The sequence below is a fragment of the Streptomyces sp. TRM70350 genome (assembly GCF_019219825.1).
Classification (GTDB): Bacteria; Actinomycetota; Actinomycetes; order Streptomycetales; family Streptomycetaceae; genus Streptomyces.
On record NZ_JAHUXH010000002.1, the window covers coordinates 395,655 to 412,544 of the forward strand.

Consider the following 16,890-nt stretch of genomic DNA (forward strand, 5'->3'; position numbering starts at 1 on the left):
CGCCCACGTGGGTGGTCGGCACCGGCGTTCGCGTGTCATGAGGCGCTCTTGACTTGACCATGCCCTGTCATGAGCCTGGCATCTCCACTCGCCACCGTGGCGAACCACCGCAAGGGGGGCTCATGAGACGAAGAGCGAGATCGATCCTCGCCGCCGGCGCGCTCCTGCTGGGCGGCCTCACCCTGGCACCCTTGGCCCAGGCCGACGAGAAGGCATCCGACCCCGACACCCAAGAGGTCAAGGTCTTCCGCGCCGACGTCACCCAGCAGCAGGTACCCCTGCTGCTCGCCACCGGACAGGACAGTCACGAACTCGGCGAACAGATCCCCGACAAGGGCACCGCCACCGTCGAGGTCTACCTCACCGACAAACAGGCCGACAAGCTCCAGAAGCAGGGCATCCACCTCAAGGAGCACACGCTCTCCGCGCAGGCACACGCACGCGTGAGCGCCGCGGGCGAGGGCGTCTTCCGGCCGTACAGCGGCAAGGGCAACCTCAAGGAGGAGATCCTCAGGACCGGTCAGGAGCACCCGTCCCTGACCAAGGTGGTCTCCATCGGCAAGTCCCTCCAGGGCCAGGACATCCTCGCCCTCAAGCTCACCAAGAACGCCAGGAAGACCAAGGACGGCGCCAAGCCCTCGGTCCTCTATCTCTCCAACCAGCACGCGCGCGAGTGGATCACCCCGGAGATGACCCGGCGGCTGATGCACCACTACCTGGACAACTACGCGACGGACAAGCGCATCAGGAAGATCGTCGACACCACCGAGCTGTGGTTCGTCATCTCCGCGAACCCCGACGGCTACGACTTCACCCACGCCGCCGACGGGGACCGCCTCTGGCGCAAGAACATGCGGGACAACAACGGCGACGGCGCCACCACCATCGGCGACGGCGTCGACCTCAACCGCAACTTCGCCTACAAGTGGGGCTACGACGACGAGGGTTCCTCCCCGTACCCCACCAGCCAGACCTACCGCGGCCCCGGCCCCAACTCCGAGCCCGAGACCAGGGCGCTGGACGCCTTCTTCCAGCGCATCGGCTTCGAGTACGGCATCAACTACCACTCCGCCGCCGAGCTGATCCTCTACGGCGTCGGCTGGCAGGTCGCCACGTCCACCCCGGACGACGTCCTCTACAAGTCCCTCGCCGGCACGCCCGAGAACCCGGCCGTCCCCGGCTACCACCCGCAGCTCTCCTCCGAGCTGTACACCACCAACGGCGAGACCGACGGCCACGCGGCCAACCTGCACGGCGCGGCCATGTTCACGCCCGAGATGTCGACCTGTCAGACCGTCTCCAACGCCGACCCGGACGACGCCTGGGAGGCCGCCGACTGCGCGTCGATCTTCACCTTCCCGGACGACGAGAAGCTGATCCAGCAGGAGTTCGAGAAGAACATCCCGTTCGCGCTCTCCGTCGCGGAGTCCGCCGCCCGGCCCGACCAGCCGAAGTCCTCGGTCGGCATCGACGCCCCCGACTTCACGCCCGCGCCGTTCACCACGTCGTACGCGCGCGGCGCCGACCAGGAGGTCTCCGTCGTCGTACGCAAGTCGGTGCGCGACAAGGAACTCAAGTACCGCGTCAACGGCGGCCGAACGCACGACATGCGGCTTCGGCCCTGGAGGGGCGGCGAGACGTACGGCGGTGAGGACAACCTCTACTTCGACGAGTACCGGGCGAAGGTCGACGACGGTGACCCCGGAGACACGGTCGAGGTCTGGTTCACCGGCAGGACGAGGTCAGGAAAGCGCACCGCGAGCGAGCACTTCACCTACACGGTCGCCGAACGGCCGCGCGCCGATGTGCTCGTCGTCGCCGAGGAGGGCGCACCCGCGACCCAGGCGCAGAAGTACGTCGACGCGCTGAGGGCCAACGGGGAACGGGCCGTCGTCTGGGACGTCGCCACCCAGGGTGCACCGGACGCGCTCGGGGTGCTGAAGCACTTCGACACGGTCGTCCACTACACCGGCGCCGTCCGCCCGGGCGTCGCCACCCAGCTCGCCCTGCGCGCCTACCTCAACGAGGGCGGCAAGCTGATCGAGGCGGGGGAGACGGCCGGTGGCTCGGTCGACCTCGGCGGGGGCACCCTGTCGAACGACTTCAGCCAGTACTACCTGGGCGCCCACACCCGTACGTCCCTGCCGGACGTCACCGGCTTCACCGGCACCGGCAGGCTGGCGGGCGTCACGGGAACCCTCGGCGACGCGCCCGGCAACCCGCTGAACACCGCCGGATCGTTCGGCGTCACCTCCGACACCCTGCCCGTGGAGACGTTCCCGCAGTTCGAGAGCGCGGGCGCGGGCCAGTACCCGGGGACCGTCAACCCCTACGGCCCGTACGAGGGCGCGTCCATGGCGGCCGTCACGCACTCCGACTACGCCTGGAACCGCCTGACCCGCACCATCGACCTCACCTCGGTGAGCGCGGCCGACACCCCGACCCTGCGCACCCGGCTGCTGTGGAACACCGAGGCGGGCTACGACCATGCCGTCCTGGAGGCGCACACGGCCGGGGCCGACGACTGGACCACGCTCCCGGAGAAGAACGGCGCCACCGGCACCGCCGTACCCACCGAGTGCGAGGCCGGTTACTTCATCCAGGCGCACCCGGCGCTCAAGCGGTATCTCACCCTCGGCGAGAGCGGCTGCACGCCCACCGGGACCAGCGGCTCCTGGAACAGTTTCACCGGCGCCTCCCACGGCTGGCAGCAGGTCGAGTTCGACCTCTCCGCCTACGCGGGGAAGACGGTCGAGGTCTCCCTCAGCTACCTCACCGACCCCGGCTCCGGCGGCCACGGCGTCCTCGCCGACAACGCCACCGTCGTCATCGGCGGTACGGCGGGGCGGACCGACGGCTTCGAGACCTCGCTCGGCGCCTGGAGCACGCCCGGGCCGCCCGCGGGCAGTCCGGCGGTGGCCAAGGACTGGGGTCTGTCCGGAGAGCTGTTCAAGACATATGGAGCGGTCACCACGGACGACACGGTGCTGCTCGGTTTCGGCCTGGAACACGTCACCGCAGCGGCCGACCGCAGGGACCTGATCGGCGAGGCGCTCACCGCGCTCGACGACTGAACACCAGGTCAACGGCCGCCCACCGTTCGTAGTCATATCGGGTGATCGGGTCGCACGGCCCGGGCGGTCCGTACCCCTACTGGTGGGTACGGACCGCACTGCCGTGTATGGGGCATCTCGATGTCACCACAGGGGCCTCGGGGAGGTAGGGTCGTAGGCGGTCGGGGACATCCCATACAGCTCGCCGGCATCAACGGCCGGCGTACCAACGAGGAGATCGGTTCGTGACGATCCGCGTAGGCATCAACGGCTTTGGCCGCATCGGTCGTAACTACTTCCGCGCGCTGCTGGAGCAGGGTGCAGACATCGAGATCGTGGCTGTCAACGACCTGGGTGACACCGCGACCACCGCTCACCTGCTGAAGTACGACACCATCCTGGGCCGCCTCAAGCAGGAGGTCACGCACACCGCCGACACGATCACCGTCGACGGCCACACCATCAAGGTGCTCTCCGAGCGCAACCCCGCCGACATCCCGTGGGGCGAGCTGGGCGTCGACATCGTCATCGAGTCGACCGGCATCTTCACCAAGAAGGAAGACGCCGCGAAGCACCTCGCCGGTGGCGCCAAGAAGGTCCTCATCTCGGCCCCGGCCAAGGACGAGGACATCACCATCGTGATGGGCGTCAACCAGGACAAGTACGACCCGGCGAACCACCACGTCATCTCCAACGCCTCCTGCACCACCAACTGTGTGGCGCCGATGGCGAAGGTCCTCGACGAGAACTTCGGCATCGTCAAGGGCCTGATGACGACGGTCCACGCGTACACGAACGACCAGCGCATCCTGGACTTCCCGCACAAGGACCTGCGCCGCGCCCGTGCCGCCGCCGAGAACATCATCCCGACCACCACCGGTGCCGCCAAGGCCACCTCCCTGGTCCTGCCGCAGCTCAAGGGCAAGCTGGACGGCATCGCCATGCGCGTCCCGGTCCCGACCGGCTCGGTCACCGACCTGGTCGTCGAGCTCGGCCGTGAGGTCACCAAGGAAGAGGTCAACGCCGCCTTCCAGAAGGCCGCCGAGGGCGAGCTGAAGGGTCTCCTCCACTACACGGAGGACCCGATCGTCTCCTCCGACATCGTCAACGCCCCGGCGTCCTGCACCTTCGACTCCTCCCTGACGATGGTCCAGGAGGGCAAGAACGTGAAGGTCATCGGCTGGTACGACAACGAGTGGGGCTACTCGAACCGCCTCGTCGACCTCACGGTCTTCGTCGGCAACCAGCTCTGAGCAGCTTCCACAGGCACCTCGGTGTGAGGGCAGGGCTCGGGCAGCGCAGGCCGCGTTGCCCGAGCCCTGACTCACGTACAGATCGACCAGCCCTCTCGTAGCGAGAGCCCTTCCCAGGAGCCCCTTCATGAAGACGATCGACGAGCTTCTCGCGGACGGCGTGGCCGGCAAGCGGGTCTTCGTCCGCGCCGACCTCAACGTGCCGCTGGACGGCACCACCATCACCGACGACGGCCGCATCCGCGCCGTACTGCCCACCGTCAAGGCGCTGGCCGAGGCGGGCGCCCGCGTGGTCGTCGCCTCGCACCTGGGCCGCCCCAAGGGCGCCCCGGACCCCGCCTTCTCGCTCGCCCCGGCCGCCGCGCGGCTCGGTGAACTCCTCGGTGCCGAGGTCAAGTTCGCCACCGACACGGTCGGCGACTCCGCGCAGGCCACCGTCGGCGGCCTCGCCGACGGCCAGGTCGCGGTCATCGAGAACCTGCGCTTCAACGCCGGTGAGACCAGCAAGGACGACGCCGAGCGCGCCGCCTTCGCCGACCGGCTCGCCGCCCTCGCCGACGTGTACGTGGGCGACGGGTTCGGCGCCGTGCACCGGGGGCACGCCTCCGTCTTCGACCTGCCGAAGAGGCTGCCGCACTACGCCGGCCACCTCATCGCCACCGAGGTCGGCGTGCTGAAGAAGCTCACCGAGGACGTCAAGCGGCCGTACGTCGTCGCGCTCGGCGGCGCCAAGGTCTCCGACAAGCTCGCCGTGATCGACCAGCTGCTCGGCAGGGCCGACCGCCTGCTCATCGGCGGCGGCATGGCGTACACGTTCCTGAAGGCCAAGGGCCACGAGGTCGGCATCTCCCTGCTCCAGGAGGACCAGATCCCGGCCGTCACCGAGTACCTGGAGCGCGCCGAGAAGAACGGCGTCGAGATCGTCCTGCCGGTGGACGTCCTGGTCGCCCCCGAGTTCCCGGACCTGAAGACCAAGGCCCCCGCGAACCCCACCACCGTCGCCGCGGACGCCATCCCGGCCGACCAGGAGGGCCTGGACATCGGTCCCGAGACCCGCGAGCTGTACGCCTCGAAGCTCGCCGACGCCGCCACCGTCTTCTGGAACGGCCCCATGGGCGTCTTCGAGCACCCCGACTACGCCGAGGGCACCAAGGCGGTCGCCCAGGCCCTCGTCGACTCCCAGGGCTTCACGGTCGTCGGCGGCGGCGACTCCGCCGCGGCCGTGCGCACCCTGGGCTTCGACGAGACCGCATTCGGCCACATCTCGACCGGTGGCGGCGCCTCCCTCGAATACCTCGAGGGCAAGACGCTCCCCGGCCTCGCCGCACTGGAGGACTGACCCTCGATGACCACCCGTACGCCCCTGATGGCGGGCAACTGGAAGATGAACCTCAACCACCTGGAGGCCATCGCCCACACCCAGAAGCTCGCCTTCGCCCTGGCCGACAAGGACTACGAGGCCGTCGAGGTCGCCGTCCTGCCGCCCTTCACCGACCTGCGCTCCGTCCAGACCCTGGTCGAGCACGACAAGCTGAAGATCAAGTACGGCGCCCAGGACATCTCGGTGCACGACGGCGGTGCCTACACCGGCGAGATCTCCGGCCCGATGCTGGCCAAGCTGAGGTGCACCTACGTGGCGATCGGCCACTCCGAGCGCCGCCAGTACCACGGCGAGACCGACGAGCTGGTGAACGCCAAGGTCAAGGCCGCCTTCAAGCACGGCATCACGCCGATCATGTGCGTCGGTGAGGAGCTGGAGGTCCGCGAAGCGGGCAACCACGTCACCCACACCCTCGCCCAGGTCGAGGGCGGTCTGAAGGGCATTCCGGCCGAGCAGGCCGAGACCATCGTGATCGCCTACGAGCCCGTGTGGGCCATCGGCACCGGCAAGGTCTGCGGCGCCGAGGACGCCCAGGAGGTCTGCGCCGCCATCCGCGGCAAGATCGCCGAGCTGTACTCCCAGGAGGTGGCCGACAAGGTCCGCATCCAGTACGGCGGCTCCGTGAAGTCCGGCAACGTCGCCGAGATCATGGCGCAGGCCGACATCGACGGCGCGCTGGTCGGCGGGGCCTCGCTGGACGCGGACGAGTTCGTCAAGATCGTGCGCTTCCGCGACCAGTGAGTATGCGCTAGCGGCGATCCGTCGTACCCTTGCGGGGACACAGCAGGTGGTCGCTGTGTCCCCGTCGTCCATCCGAATCCGAGGAAGTTGGTCCAGCCGTGGTTATGGGGTTCTCCATCGCCCTGATCGTCTTCAGCCTGCTGCTGATGCTGCTGGTGCTGATGCACAAGGGGAAGGGCGGCGGCCTCTCCGACATGTTCGGTGGCGGTATGCAGTCGTCCGTCGGCGGCTCCTCCGTCGCCGAGCGCAACCTGGACCGGATCACCGTGGTGGTCGGTCTGCTGTGGGTCGCGTGCATTGTCGTGCTCGGCATTCTGATGAAGATCAACAACTGAGCCGCCCACGCGTTTCGCACGTAACGCCCCATGTTCGGTACGCGCAGCTGAGCGCGGCCTATCATGGGGCTTGCGTCTACGTGTGGGGGCTGTAACTCCAATCACTGGACGCGCGTTGGGCCTTACGTAGACTGAGGCGCTCGCAGCGAAGCGGAACGCCGACTCGCTTCGCGGCACCATCACGCAGGGAGTTACGACCGTGGCAAGTGGCAACGCGATCCGAGGAAGCCGGGTCGGGGCGGGGCCGATGGGCGAGGCCGAGCGCGGCGAGTCCGCGCCGCGTCTGCGCGTCTCCTTCTGGTGCTCCAACGGGCACGAGACCCAGCCGAGCTTCGCCAGCGACGCGCAGGTCCCCGACACCTGGGACTGCCCGCGCTGCGGCTTCCCGGCCGGACAGGACCGGGACAACCCGCCGGACCCGCCGCGCACCGAGCCCTACAAGACGCATCTGGCGTATGTACGGGAGCGGCGCAGCGACGCGGACGGCGAGGCGATCCTCGCCGAGGCGCTCGCCAAACTGCGGGGCGAGATCTAGCAGTTGAACCCGGCCGGGCACCGCGCGATGCCCGGCCGGAACTGCTTGGTCTGCGGGTCGCTGTAGGTTGGGACCATGAACGCAGACGGCCGTACCAGGCTGAATCAGACACCCGAGTGGACCGCTCTGGCCAAGCACCGTGAGGAGTTCGCGGACACCCATCTGCGGGATCTGTTCGCGGCGAACCCCCGGCGCGGCTCCGGCTACACGCTGCAGGTCGGTGACCTGTTCATCGACTACTCCAAGCACCTCGTCACCGACGAGACGCTGCGGCTGCTGCGCGAGCTGGCCGCCGCCACCGACGTCTTCGGGCTGCGGGACGCCATGTTCCGCGGCGAGAGGATCAACACCACCGAGAACCGCGCCGTCCTGCACACCGCGCTGCGCGCGCCGCGGGACGCGGTGATCGAGGTCGACGGCGAGAACGTCGTGCCGGGTGTGCACGCCGTGCTCGACAAGATGGCCGACTTCGCCGAGCGGGTCCGTTCGGGGGAGTGGACCGGGCACACCGGCCGGCGGATCCGCAATGTCGTGAACGTCGGCATCGGCGGCTCCGACCTGGGTCCCGCGATGGCGTACGAGGTGCTGCGCGCCTTCACCGACCGCGAACTGACCGTCCGTTTCGTCTCCAACGTCGACGGCGCCGACCTGCACGAGGCGACCCGCGACCTGGACCCGGCCGAGACGCTGTTCGTCATCGCGTCCAAGACCTTCACCACCATCGAGACGGTCACCAACGCCACCTCCGCGCGGAAGTGGCTGCTGGCCGCCCTCGGTGACGAGGCCGCCGTCGCCAAGCACTTCGTGGCGCTGTCGACGAACGCCGAGAAGGTCGCCGAGTTCGGCATCGACACGGCCAACATGTTCGAGTTCTGGGACTGGGTCGGCGGCCGCTACTCCTACGACTCCGCGATCGGCCTCTCGCTGATGATCGCCATCGGCCCGGACCGCTTCCGGGAGATGCTCGACGGCTTCCGCGTCGTCGACGAGCACTTCCGCACCGCGCCCGCCGAGTCCAACGTGCCGCTGCTGCTCGGCCTGCTCGGCATCTGGTACGGCAACTTCCACGACGCCCAGTCGCACGCCGTGCTGCCGTACTCGCACTACCTGTCGAAGTTCACGGCGTATCTGCAGCAGCTCGACATGGAGTCCAACGGCAAGTACGTCGGCCGGGACGGCCGTGAAGTGGAGTGGCAGACCGGGCCGGTCGTCTGGGGCACGCCCGGCACCAACGGGCAGCACGCCTACTACCAGCTCATCCATCAGGGCACCAAGCTGATCCCGGCGGACTTCATCGGCTTCGCCGAACCGGTCGCCGAGCTCAGCGACGAGCTGAAGGCCCAGCACGACCTGCTGATGGCCAACTTCTTCGCCCAGACCCAGGCGCTGGCCTTCGGCAAGACGCCCGAGGAGGTGCGCGCGGAGGGCGTGCCGGAGGAGCTGGTCGCGCACAAGACGTTCAAGGGCAACCACCCGACGACGACGATCCTCGCGCGCGAGCTGACCCCGTCCGTGCTGGGCCAGTTGGTCGCACTCTACGAGCACAAGGTGTTCGTGCAGGGCGCGGTGTGGAACATCGACTCCTTCGACCAGTGGGGCGTCGAGCTCGGCAAGGTCCTCGCCAAGCGCGTCGAGCCCGCGCTGACCGAGGGCGCCGAGGTGCCGGGCCTGGACGCGTCCACCACGTCCCTGGTCGCCAAGTACCGGGAGCTGCGCGGCCGTTGAGTCGTAGCGGCCACAAGCAGGTGAGCCGTAGCAGCCAAAAAGCGGATGCGCGGCCGACTTACGGCGGGTGACACTGCTCCGGTCCGTCACCCGCCGGAAGGACACCCACCATGGACCAGCTCCTGGCCGCCCTCGCCGACCCGGAACGGCTGCGGCTGTACGCCCGGATCGTGCTGCAGGACCTGCCGTCCCGCGAGGAGGACTCTCCCGCCGCGCGCAAACACCTGGGGCGCCTGATCTCGGCGGGCCTGGTGGAACGCCTGCCCGACGGCTCCCTCAGGGCCGATCCGGCGGTCTTCCGCCGCGCACGCTCCGCCGAGCCGGCGCAGACCGGGGTGCCCCGGCGCCTGACCGGGTTCTTCGCCCACGGGCGGCTGACATCGATCCCGGTCCGTCCGGTCGTACGCCGCGAACTGCTGGAGCATCTGACGCGAACCCTCTTCGCGGCCGACCGCGTTTACACCGAGCGCGAGGTCAACGACGCGTTCCGCACCGTCCACGACGACACCTCCGCGCTGCGCCGCTCCTGCGTGGAGAACGGTCTGCTGGTGCGCGAGCGGGACGGCAGCAGCTACCGGCGCGTCACCGCGGTCACGATGACGTCCCGCCGAGTGGTGTAGCGAGGCGGTCTTGGTGTCGTCGCAGGTCGCGGCCGGGGCCATGCCAGGTCCCGGGCGCCGGGCAGTCGCGACCACGCTCACCGGGCTCGGGCGGCGGCCCAGGGCGCTCGGCCGCGTCGCCCGACACGGGCCATCGGGAGGGGCAGGGCCAGGATTCCTGCACCACTCGGCGGGACGCCACCGCGGTCACCGTCTGACGGCGCCGCCGGGGGCCGCGCTCAGGTCACCGCACTCAGCGTGTCGGCGAGGCGGCGGCGGGCCGCGCGGGCCGCGGGCACGGCGGCGAGAGCGGCGGCGCCCGCTACGGCGACCGTGCCGAACAGCAGCAGCAGGCCGGGCGACGGACCCTGCGCCATCCCGGCGCCGATGCCGCTGGATCTGCCCTGGGCGTCGATCAGCCAGTGCGCGAGGGGCAGCCCCACGGCCGTGCCGAGCAGGACGGCGCACAGAGCGGTGCAGGCGGTGGCCGTGACCGTGACGGCGGTGATCTGCCGTGGGGACAGGCCGACGGCCTTGAGCGCCAGCAGGTCCCGTTCGCCCTCACGGACCGTGCCGCCGATCACGGTCAGCAGGTCGACGATCCCGATCAGGGCGAGCACGGCGATCAGGCCGAGGACCACGCCACGCAGCGACGCCAGCCCGTCCGCCGGATTGGGCACGGCGTGCACGTCCAGGTGCCCACCGGACGCGGCCGCCAGGTCACCCGCGACCTGCTGCGGGTCGGCGCCGGGCCGCAGGCGCAGCTCGTAGTGGGTGGGGCGCAGCTCCGGGTCGTTCTCGCGGAGGGTGTCGAGCGAGGTGGAGATGACCCGGCCGGCGTTCTCCGGCTCGATGCTGCGGCCCACGATGTGCAGGATCTGCGGCTGGTCGCCGACGGTCATCCGCACCCAGTCGCCGACGCGCACGTCGAGCAGGTCGAGCAGTCCCTGCCCGGCCACCGCCTCGTCCCGGCCGTGTGCCGCGCGGCCCTCGGCCACGGCGTACGGGTAGGGCTCCTGGCGGGTGCCGAGGCCGCGCAGGGCGATCGTGCCCGTCTGGCCCGGCACCAGGGCCGCCACCTCGACGCCCGGATGGGCTGCGGTGATCCGCGGGTCACGCTCCAGCAGGGAGCGGACCTCCCGGTCGCCGACCTCGCCGTCGGGGCGGGCGGTGAGCGCGGCGGCGAGGCCGACCTGTTCGGGCCTGCTGTGGAAGCGGTCGATGGTGGTCCAGGCGCTCATCGCCACCACGATCAGCAGCAGTGGCAGCGCCAGCCGGGCGACGGTCGCCGGGGTGCGCGGCCGACGGGCGAACGCCTGGTGCCAGCCCAGGACCAGCGCGGGCGACAGCCGCAAGCCCAGCGCCCCGCGCGCCAGGCCCGACAGCCGTCCGGCGGCCGAGGCGGCGGGCCGCGGCACGGGTACCGGCGGCACCCGCCCCGCCCGCCAGGCGGCCAGTCCGGTGGTCGCGGCGATGAACAGCACCGCGCCGACCGGTATCCCGGCCAGGGCCGCCGTGTGCCCCGGCAGCCCCTGCCACACACCGACCGCGTCCCCGAGGCGCCCCGGGATCCGGCTGCCCAGGCCTTCCGTGAGCGCCGCCGCGGCCACCGCGCCGAGCAGGGCGTACGCGACGTGCTGGAGCAGGAAGACCCGCACCACCTGCCCGGGCGTGAAGCCGATCGCCTTCAGCACCGAGATGTCCCGCAGATGGCCCCGGATCCGGGTGCCGATCGCCCCGTGCACGGCCAGCCCCGCGGCGAGCAGGGCACCCAGCCCGAACAGGCCCAGCACCTGCCCGAGCAGCCGGGTGTCGCCCTGCGCCTCGGACCGGGCCTGCTGCCACGTGGAGACCTCGCTGACCGCACCGGCCCCGAGCACGGTGACGGCGCGCTGGACGGCGTAGCCCGTCTCGTCGGGATCCGTCAGGCGCAGCCCGGTCACCTCGCCGTCCGGGGCGCGTACGGCGGACGGCAGCGCCCACACCAGGCCCGGCCGCTCACCGGGGCGGTAGCGCGGCTCGGCGCTGTCGGCGATCCCGGCGACGGTGAGCGTGCGCGCGGTGCCGGGCAGGGTGAGGACGTCGCCGGGCTGGGCGAGCAGGGCGCGGGCCAGGTGGCTCTCCAGCACCACGCCGTCGGGCCGCGCGCCGTCCAGCCAGCGGCCCGAGGTGAGGAGCGGGCGCCCGGCGGCGGGGTGGGCGGTGGTGCCGCGCAGTTCGACGGAGGCGCGGATGCCGCGGGCGGCGACGGTGGCGGACTCGGTGGGGTAGGGGCCCGCGACGGACTCGACGCCGTCCAGGCCGGAGAGCCTGCCCGCGTCGGCGGAGGGGGTGGTGTGGAGCCACACGTGCGCGTCCCGGGACTGGGTGAACACACGCTGCCAGGGGTTGGTGGCGTAGCCGAAGAGCGCCGTCGCCAGCAGCAGCGAGGCGACGACTCCGGCGGTCGCGAGCACGATGAACAGCGCCTCGCCGCGGTGCGCGCGCAGATCGGACCGCACCCAGCGCAGGGTTGCTCGCATGCCTCCGCCTCAGTCCCTCAGCTCCAGCACCCCGGACGCCCCCGCCCGGCGTGACGGGGTGCCGGTCAGCTCCGCGTCGTCCACGATCCGCCCGTCGAAGAAGCTGATGACCCGGTCCGCGGCGCTCGCCAGCCGGGCGTCATGGGTGACCAGCAGGATCGTTTGGCCACGCTGGTGGAAGCGGGACAGCAGCCGCATCACCTCGCGGGTGCCCCGGCTGTCCAGGCTGCCCGCGGGCTCGTCGGCCAGCAGCAGCGGCGGATGGTTGACCAGGGCGCGGGCCAGCGCGACCCGCTGCTGCTCACCGCCGGACAGCTCGCCCGGCATGCTGCGCTCCTTGCCGGCCAGCCCCAGCTCGGCCAGCAGCGCCTCCCGCTCGGCGCGGGCCCGCTTCGGCGGCACCCCGGCGAGGAGGGCGGGCAGCTCGACGTTGTCCGCGACCGACAGGTTGGAGACGAGGTTGAAGAACTGGAAGACGATCCCGATGCGCCGCCGGCGCTCCACCGCCCAGCGCGCCTCGCTGTAGGAGTCCGTGCACGCGCCGTCCAGCCAGATGCTGCCGCTGTCCGGGCGCTGGAGTCCGCCGAGCAGATGCAGCAGCGTCGACTTGCCCGCGCCGGACGGACCGGTGACGGCCACGAACTCGCCGCGCGCCACACCGAGATCGACCCCGCGCACGGCATGCGCCGGGGCACCCTCGCCGTGGTGCGTCTTGACCAGGCCTTCGGCGCGCAGCGCAGGAGTGGGGTGGTGCTCGCTCACTCCGACTCCTCCAGTTCCTCCTGGCAGCGCTCCAACCAGTCCAGGTCGGCCTGCAGATGCAGCATCGCGCCCTCGATCAGCAGCTGGGCGATGCGGTTGTCCCGGTTCTCGGCGGCGGCCAGCTTCGACAGGCTGCGCATGGTGTTCAGATACTGGCGCCGCTGTCTGTTGATCAGCGCGATCTGGTCGGCCAGCCCTGTCTGCGGGGCGAGCGCGAGCTTCATGAAGAACTCGTCCCGGACCCGCGGTTCGTCCGCCGTCTCCTCGTACCAGGCGTGCAGCGCCTCACGCCCGGCGTCGGTGAGGTGGTAGATCCTCTTGTTGGGCCGACTCGACTGCTCGACCTCCTCGCCCTCGATCAGTCCCGACTTCTCCAGGCGGCCGAGGGTGACGTAGATCTGGCCGATGTTCGGCTGAGGGTACGCGGCGCCCAGCAGTTGCGAAAGGTCCTGCTTGAGCTCGTAGCCGTGGGCCGGGCCGCGCGCGAGGAGTGCCAGGAGGGGCAGGCGCACTCGTGCTCTCCTCCCCGCGTCTGCGTAGTGTGCTCCACGCCCTAGTATCGCCCATACCTAACAGGTATACATGGCGTCTGACTCCGGGCGAAGGGGCCCGTTGCCGGTGTACAGGGAGGAACCTATGCGGTGGATACGCGCCGCCGGTAGGGGCCTCCTCGTCCTCGTCGTCGTACTGACCGGTTACGTCGCCTCCGGCGCCCGCGCCGACGACCACGCCGCGGGCGGCCGTGGCCTGCTCACCCTGGCCACCGCGGGAGACCTCACCGGCTATCTCGGCCCGCTGCTTCAGGACTGGAACCGCGCCCACCCCGCCGAGCAGGTCACGCTCGTCGAGCTGCCGGACTCCGCCGACGAGACCCGCGCGCAGATGATCACCGACCTGCGCGAGGCACGCGGCCGCTTCGACGTCCTCAACATCGACGTCGCCTGGACCTCCGAGTTCGCGGCGGCCGACTGGATCCGCCCGCTGCCGCGCGACCGCTTCCCGCTCGGCAGCTTCCTGCCCCCGGTCGTCGACACCGCCACGTACGACGGGCGGTTGTACGCCGTCCCGTACGTCACCAACGCCGGGCTGCTGCTGTACCGCAAGGACGTCCTCGCCAAGGAGGGCGTCCCACCGCCGCGCACCTGGGCCGAGCTGGAACGGGCGGCGAGGACCGTCGCGCCGAAGTACGGCCTCGACGGCTACGCCGGACAGTTCCTGCCGTACGAGGGCCTCACCGTCAACGCGGCGGAGGCCGTGTACTCGGCGGGCGGCACCATCCTCGGCGACGAGGGCGAACGCGTCACCGTGAACTCGAACGCGGCCCGCGAGGGCATCGGCTTCCTCGCCCGCGGCGTCCGCGAGGGCTGGATCCCCCAGCAGGCGCTGACGTACAAGGAGGAGGAGTCCAAGCAGGCCTTCCTCGACGGCCGTCTGCTGTTCCTGCGCAACTGGCCCTACGCCTACGCCGCCGCGTCGGCCGAGGGCTCTCCCCTGGCCGGGAAGGTCGGGGCCGTGCCCCTGCCCGGGCCGGACGGGCCGGGCACGAGTGTGCTCGGCGGCTCCAACCTGGCCGTCAGCAGCCACGCGCGGCACCCCGACACGGCCACGCGCCTGATCGCGTACCTCACCAGTGAGCCCGTCCAGCGACAGGTGCTCACACGCGGCGCGCTGCCGCCCGTGCGGGCCGCGCTGTACGAGGACCCTGAGCTGGTCCGGGACTTCCCCTATCTGCCGACCCTGCGCGCGGGCGTCCTCGCGGCGGCGCCGCGCCCCAAGAGCCCGCGCTACGACCAGGTCAGCCTGGTGGTGCAGGCGGTCGTGCACGACGCGATGACCGGCCGTGAGACGCCCGAGGGCGCGGTGCGACGGCTGGCGCGCGAGCTGGCCGCCCTCTCCGGCCGATAGTTACCTGTTAGGTAACGCCGACATCTCAACTGGATGCGGGATGTCCATATAAGTCCGCGTATGTGCCGTTCAACTCCCCGGTAGGTTCCGTCTGTTCGTTGACACCCTCACGTCACGCCTACTTAACATGCATGCATAACCGCTGCCCTCATAGAGATGGATCAATGGGTTGAACAGGCACCACTGGTGGCGCGACGCGGTGATCTACCAGGTGTACGTCCGCAGCTTCCTCGACAGCACCGGCGACGGCGTCGGCGACCTCGCCGGGGTCCGGGCCGGGCTGCCGTATCTGAAGAAGCTCGGTGTCGACGGGATCTGGCTGAGCCCCTTCTATCCGTCGCCGCAGCACGACCACGGGTACGACGTGGCCGACTACTGCGACGTCGACCCGCTGTTCGGCGATCTCGCCGAGTTCGACCTCCTGGTGCGGGCCGCCCGGCGGCTCGGCGTCAAGGTGCTGCTGGACATCGTCCCGAACCACTGCTCCAGCGAGCACCCCTGGTTCCGTGAGGCGCTGGCCTCGCCGCCCGGCAGCGCGGCCCGCGCCCGGTTCCACTTCGCCGACGGCCGCGGCCCGGACGGCGCCGAGCCGCCCAACAACTGGCACGCCATGTTCGGCGGCCCGGCCTGGACCCGGGTCGCCGACGGCCAGTGGTACCTGCACATGTTCACGCCCGAGCAGCCGGACTGGAACTGGCGCAACCCCGAGATCGGCGCCGAGTTCGCCCGCATCCTCCGCTTCTGGCTCGACCGCGGCGTCGACGGCTTCCGCATCGACGTGGCCGCCGGCCTCTTCAAGCACCCCGACCTGCCCGACTCCCCGGACCCGGAGGCCGACGCCCGCACCCGCGACTCGGTCAACCCGCTCGCCTGGAACCAGCCCGAGGTGCACGACGTATGGCGGCAGTGGCGCGCCCTGTGCGACGAGTACGCCGCCCGCGACGGCCGGGAACGACTGCTGGTCGGCGAGGTGTCCGTGCCATCCGCCCGCGAGCACGCCCGGTACGTCCGCCCGGACGAACTCCACCAGGCCTTCTTCTTCGACCTGCTCGGCGCCCCCTGGAACCCCGACGCCTTCCGCAAGGTCATCTCCGAGGCCATGCAGGACATCGCCGGAACCGGCTCCACGGTCACCTGGGTCCTCAACAACCACGACCAGGTCCGCACCGTCACCCGCTACGGCGAACTCGCCCCCGAGGGCAGCGGCTCAGGGCCTGCGTCGGAAGTGGCGCCTGCCGGCCGACGCCCGGCACGCGCCCCCATCCTCGAACCGGCTTCGCACGGCTCGGACGGGGGGACCCCCTTCGCCGCACCGGGTGAAAGCCCAAGTACGTCCAGTACGAGGGCTTCCGCCCGGCACGCCGAGAGCACGCTCCCCCACCCTCGAACCGCGCTTCGCACGGCTCGGGCGGGAGGTACCCCCACGACGCCGCCCGGCCCGCCCTTCGGGCGGACGACGCCACTTCCGACGCAGGCCCTGGGCGCCGCCCGTGCCCGTGCCGCCGCGCTGCTGATGCTGGCGCTGCCCGGAGCCGCGTACATCTACCAGGGCGAGGAGCTGGGGCTGCCCGAGGTCGTCGATCTGCCCGACGACGTGCTCACCGACCCGATCTTCCGCCGCACCGGCAGCCGGGCCCGGATACGCGACGGCTGCCGGGTGCCGCTGCCCTGGTCGGGGCAGGCCTCGCCGTTCGGCTTCACCTCCGGCGTCGAGGGCGTCAAGCCATGGCTGCCGCAACCGGAGTGGTTCGCCGAGCACGCCACCGACCGGGCCCTCGCCGACACCCGATCCTTCTGGCACCTGTACCGCGACGGCCTCCAACTGCGCGCCTCACTGCCCCAGTTGGGCGAGGGCACGCTGCGCTGGCTGGACACCCCGCCGGGCGTCCTGGCCTTCGCCCGCGGCGACGACCTGGTCTGCGCCGTCAACTTCGGCACCGCCCCCACACCCGCGCCGGTCCCCGGCACCCCCCTGCTGGCGAGCGGGCCCTGCCCGGACGCGGGGGTGCTGCCCGGCTCCACCACCGCCTGGTGGATCACCGACCCCACGTCAACTCCCAACCCCTGAAGGGACATCAA

13 protein-coding genes are annotated in these 16,890 nt (G+C 71.0%); 10 read left to right on the top strand and 3 right to left on the bottom strand.

Annotation, left to right across the window (positions count from 1 at the left end; all coding sequences use genetic code 11):
* Positions 1–122: 122 nt before the first annotated feature.
* The 8 genes from KWI83_RS05120 (at position 123) to KWI83_RS38135 (ending at position 9,643) form a co-directional block, all read left to right on the top strand.
* Positions 123–3,074, top strand: coding sequence for a M14 family metallopeptidase (locus KWI83_RS05120; protein WP_218513053.1), 2,952 nt, complete (start codon positions 123–125; stop codon positions 3,072–3,074).
* Positions 3,075–3,298: 224 nt separating this feature from the next.
* On the top strand, positions 3,299–4,306 hold the full coding sequence (gene gap / locus KWI83_RS05125) for a type I glyceraldehyde-3-phosphate dehydrogenase (RefSeq protein ID WP_218513054.1): 1,008 nt from the start codon (positions 3,299–3,301) through the stop codon (positions 4,304–4,306).
* A gap of 127 nt (positions 4,307–4,433) precedes the next feature.
* Complete coding sequence (gene pgk, locus KWI83_RS05130; RefSeq protein ID WP_218513055.1) at positions 4,434–5,645, top strand: phosphoglycerate kinase; 1,212 nt, start codon at positions 4,434–4,436, stop codon at positions 5,643–5,645.
* 6 nt (positions 5,646–5,651) lie between these two features.
* Positions 5,652–6,428: a triose-phosphate isomerase gene (gene tpiA, locus KWI83_RS05135; protein WP_218513056.1), complete on the top strand. Its 777-nt coding sequence runs from the start codon at positions 5,652–5,654 to the stop codon at positions 6,426–6,428.
* A 104-nt stretch (positions 6,429–6,532) separates the two neighbouring features.
* Positions 6,533–6,763, top strand: a complete 231-nt coding sequence (gene secG / locus KWI83_RS05140) for a preprotein translocase subunit SecG (protein ID WP_218513057.1) — start codon at positions 6,533–6,535, stop codon at positions 6,761–6,763.
* A gap of 199 nt (positions 6,764–6,962) precedes the next feature.
* Entirely contained in the window at positions 6,963–7,298 is a 336-nt protein-coding gene (locus KWI83_RS05145; RefSeq protein WP_078066843.1) for an RNA polymerase-binding protein RbpA, read from the top strand.
* Positions 7,299–7,373: 75 nt separating this feature from the next.
* Positions 7,374–9,023 (top strand): glucose-6-phosphate isomerase, encoded by a 1,650-nt coding sequence (gene pgi / locus KWI83_RS05150; protein WP_218513058.1) that lies wholly within the window; start codon positions 7,374–7,376, stop codon positions 9,021–9,023.
* 347 nt (positions 9,024–9,370) lie between these two features.
* A complete protein-coding gene (locus tag KWI83_RS38135; RefSeq protein WP_256361855.1) occupies positions 9,371–9,643 on the top strand; it encodes a DUF2087 domain-containing protein in 273 nt (90 codons plus the stop codon).
* Positions 9,644–9,861: 218 nt separating this feature from the next.
* Here KWI83_RS38135 and KWI83_RS05160 read toward each other — a convergent pair whose 3' ends face one another.
* From KWI83_RS05160 to KWI83_RS05170, 3 genes are read right to left on the bottom strand one after another with little or no spacing between them, the layout of a single operon-like run.
* On the bottom strand, positions 9,862–12,144 hold the full coding sequence (locus KWI83_RS05160) for an FtsX-like permease family protein (protein WP_218513060.1): 2,283 nt from the start codon (positions 12,142–12,144) through the stop codon (positions 9,862–9,864).
* A 9-nt stretch (positions 12,145–12,153) separates the two neighbouring features.
* Positions 12,154–12,906: an ABC transporter ATP-binding protein gene (locus tag KWI83_RS05165; protein ID WP_218513061.1), complete on the bottom strand. Its 753-nt coding sequence runs from the start codon at positions 12,904–12,906 to the stop codon at positions 12,154–12,156.
* Entirely contained in the window at positions 12,903–13,418 is a 516-nt protein-coding gene (locus KWI83_RS05170) for a PadR family transcriptional regulator (protein ID WP_218513062.1), read from the bottom strand. Before KWI83_RS05170 ends, KWI83_RS05165 begins: the two co-directional genes overlap by 4 nt.
* 124 nt (positions 13,419–13,542) lie before the next feature.
* Here KWI83_RS05170 and KWI83_RS05175 point away from each other — a divergent pair, with 124 nt between their 5' ends.
* Positions 13,543–14,811: an ABC transporter substrate-binding protein gene (locus KWI83_RS05175; RefSeq protein ID WP_218513063.1), complete on the top strand. Its 1,269-nt coding sequence runs from the start codon at positions 13,543–13,545 to the stop codon at positions 14,809–14,811.
* Positions 14,812–14,980: 169 nt separating this feature from the next.
* On the top strand, positions 14,981–16,879 hold the full coding sequence (locus tag KWI83_RS38140) for a glycoside hydrolase family 13 protein (RefSeq protein WP_256361765.1): 1,899 nt from the start codon (positions 14,981–14,983) through the stop codon (positions 16,877–16,879).
* Positions 16,880–16,890: the final 11 nt, after the last annotated feature.